This window comes from Bifidobacterium thermophilum (genome assembly GCF_037482445.1).
GTDB classification, from domain to species: Bacteria; Actinomycetota; Actinomycetes; order Actinomycetales; family Bifidobacteriaceae; genus Bifidobacterium; species Bifidobacterium thermophilum_B.
This window is the reverse complement of sequence record NZ_JBBHLY010000020.1, coordinates 1-2,340: the sequence shown is the minus strand read 5'-3', so window position 1 is coordinate 2,340 and position 2,340 is coordinate 1. Positions and strand designations below refer to the sequence as shown.

Here is a 2,340-nt window from a genome sequence, read left to right as displayed (position 1 = left end):
GCCCATCCGTATACTGTGCTTCAACCGACTGGCAGCCGATGACGATCAGTCGCGGCCGCCGAACAGCCGCAGCAGGTACAGGAACATATTCACAAAGTCGAGATACAGGTTGAGCGCGCATACGATCGACAGGCTCTTGATGGCCTCGGGCTGCCCGGCGTATTGCGCGAACAGCGCACGCGTCTGTTGCGCGTCATACATGGTCAGGCCGGCGAAGATCAGTACGCCGATCGCGGAAATCACCATGAGCCCGGTGGAGCCCGGCGCCACCAGCATGATGATGATTTCGCCGACAATCAGCGCGATCAGCGCCGCCAGCAGGATCGGACCCGCCTTGAGCATGTTGCCGCGCATGGTCAGCGACAGCATGGTCAGCACGAAGAAGAAGCCCGTGCATAGCGCGAGGACCGTCCCGATCGAGCCGAGATCGTAGACCATGAAGATCGAGCTCAGCGTGAAGCCCATCAGCGCGGCGTACAGGTAGAACAGGACACGCGCCGCTCCCGCTTTGAGATTCATCGCACGGTTGCCGATGGCGATGGCCATGACGATCTGCACAAGCATGAGGCCGATCCAGCCAAGTCCGCCGGTGGTGGTCAGGAAGCTGTTGAGCAGGCCGAACATCTGCGTCAGCACCGCTACGACCGCGGTCACGGCGAGCCCTGCCGTCATTTCCGCGTATGCGCGCGTGATGGATGTGCGTTCCGCACGCTCGGTGGCCGATGCGACCTGTGCGGGGATCGTCGAAACCTGGGCCATGTATCCTGCGCCTGCACCGGCGGGGGACTGGTACTGGTAGTAGGCGCCCTGCGGCTGTGCGGCCGGCTGGCCGTATTGCGTTTGGTTGTATTGCGTTTGGCCGTATTGCGTTGAAGGATTCTGGGGCTGCTGATCGTAGGTCATGATTGCTCCTTTCTTGTTCGTCACTCTATGGTCTTTGGCTGGGAATCATCTTTGAATATGCGGCCAAGCAGCCGCTCCGGATCGATCTGGGCGAGGATCGTGCCTACGAAAATCAAGGCGCAGCCCAGATAGCCGCGTCCCGTCATCGTTTCGTGCAAGATCAGCGCTCCGCCTACAGCGGAGAAGAACGATTCCAGCGACATGATCATCGACGCCTGTGATGGTGGGACATACCGCTGGCCGACCACCTGCAAGGTGTACGCCACGCCGACCGACATGATACCCGCATAGGCCAAGGCGCCCGCGCACGCCAACGCGCCACGCCAATCCACTTGGTGCATGATGAGGGTCGCTACCCAGCTGAGCAGGGAAACCACCAGATATTGGCCGAGCGACAATTTGAGCGGATCAAGCCGGCCGCCCACCCGATCGATGACCAGGATATGCGTGGCATACAGCACCGCGCTCGCCAACAGCACCAGATCGCCCACCCCGATCCCGCGGATGGTGTCGGTGACACACAACAGATAGAAGCCGACAATCGACACGATGATCGCCAGCACCGTCAACAGATGAATACGGCGATGCAGGAACAGGAAGCCAAGCACCGGCACCAGCACGATATACAAGGCGGTCACGAATCCGGAATGCCCGGCGGACATGCTCAATTGCACCCCATACTGCTGGGTGGTGGCACCCGCCCACAACACGAGACCGCAGACCACGGACCAGCATGCCAAAGAGCCAGGCCCGGCCTGTGCGGGCTGCCGCTGCGCCGTACGGCCGGTTCGCAACCGGGACAACACCACGAGCACCGGTGCCAGCGACACCGCCCCCAAGGTGAACCGGATCGCGTTGAAGAACATGGGGGATACCGATTGCATGCCCTGCACCTGGCTGACGAAGGCGAATCCCCAGATCAGGGCGGTCAACAGCAGCAACGCACTGCCGAGGGCACGGCGCCGTTTCTCATTCTTTCGCATTATTCCAGCATATCCCCGGCGTCAACCATGCCATGCACGGCACGACGGCCACAAGACTTCACCCTTCGGCGTTGACCGTGGGGTCGGCTATGGTGGATTGCCGGTGACACGGGGTGCCGACAGGCTGAGAACACACCCGTTGAACCTGATCTAGTCAGCACTAGCGAAGGGATGTCCGGCATGAGCGAGCCGCAATACCAGCAATCGAACGAGGATTCATCCACAAACCAGGCCATGACGGCGCTTGCACGTCTGGAAGCCGCGGGGGAGCAGGCAGCCGAGCGTCCATCGCGCCTGCGGGTTCTGTCCATCGAGGGTTCCGACCCGATCGGCGGTGCCGGCACCATGGCCGATATGAAGGCCTTCACCGCACAAGGGGTGTTCGGCTACGCAGCCATGACCAGTGTCCTCGCCCAGAACACCCAGGGTGTGACCAGCATCGTCAATATGGAAC

The 2,340-nt window shown here is 61.5% G+C and carries 3 protein-coding genes and 1 riboswitch; of the genes, 1 reads left to right on the top strand and 2 read right to left on the bottom strand.

Annotated elements, in window-relative coordinates; genetic code table 11:
• Positions 1–45: 45 nt before the first annotated feature.
• On the bottom strand, positions 46–903 hold the full coding sequence (locus WD012_RS08455; protein ID WP_339563309.1) for a Bax inhibitor-1/YccA family protein: 858 nt from the start codon (positions 901–903) through the stop codon (positions 46–48).
• 20 nt (positions 904–923) lie between these two features.
• Positions 924–1,886 (bottom strand): DMT family transporter, encoded by a 963-nt coding sequence (locus tag WD012_RS08450; protein WP_339563308.1) that lies wholly within the window; start codon positions 1,884–1,886, stop codon positions 924–926.
• A gap of 99 nt (positions 1,887–1,985) precedes the next feature.
• A riboswitch (TPP riboswitch) is annotated at positions 1,986–2,075 on the top strand.
• On the opposite strand from WD012_RS08450, the gene WD012_RS08445 reads away from it, so the two are divergent.
• Positions 2,067–2,340: bifunctional hydroxymethylpyrimidine kinase/phosphomethylpyrimidine kinase (locus tag WD012_RS08445; RefSeq protein WP_339563307.1), on the top strand; the 274-nt coding region annotated here is incomplete at its 3' end. (Overlaps the previous riboswitch by 9 nt.)

Coding starts and splice junctions, on each gene's coding strand:
- WD012_RS08455 (WP_339563309.1), bottom strand. CDS start 903: ATGACCTACGATCAGCAGCCCCAGAATCCTTCAACGCAATACGGCCAA.
- WD012_RS08450 (WP_339563308.1), bottom strand. CDS start 1,886: ATGCGAAAGAATGAGAAACGGCGCCGTGCCCTCGGCAGTGCGTTGCTG.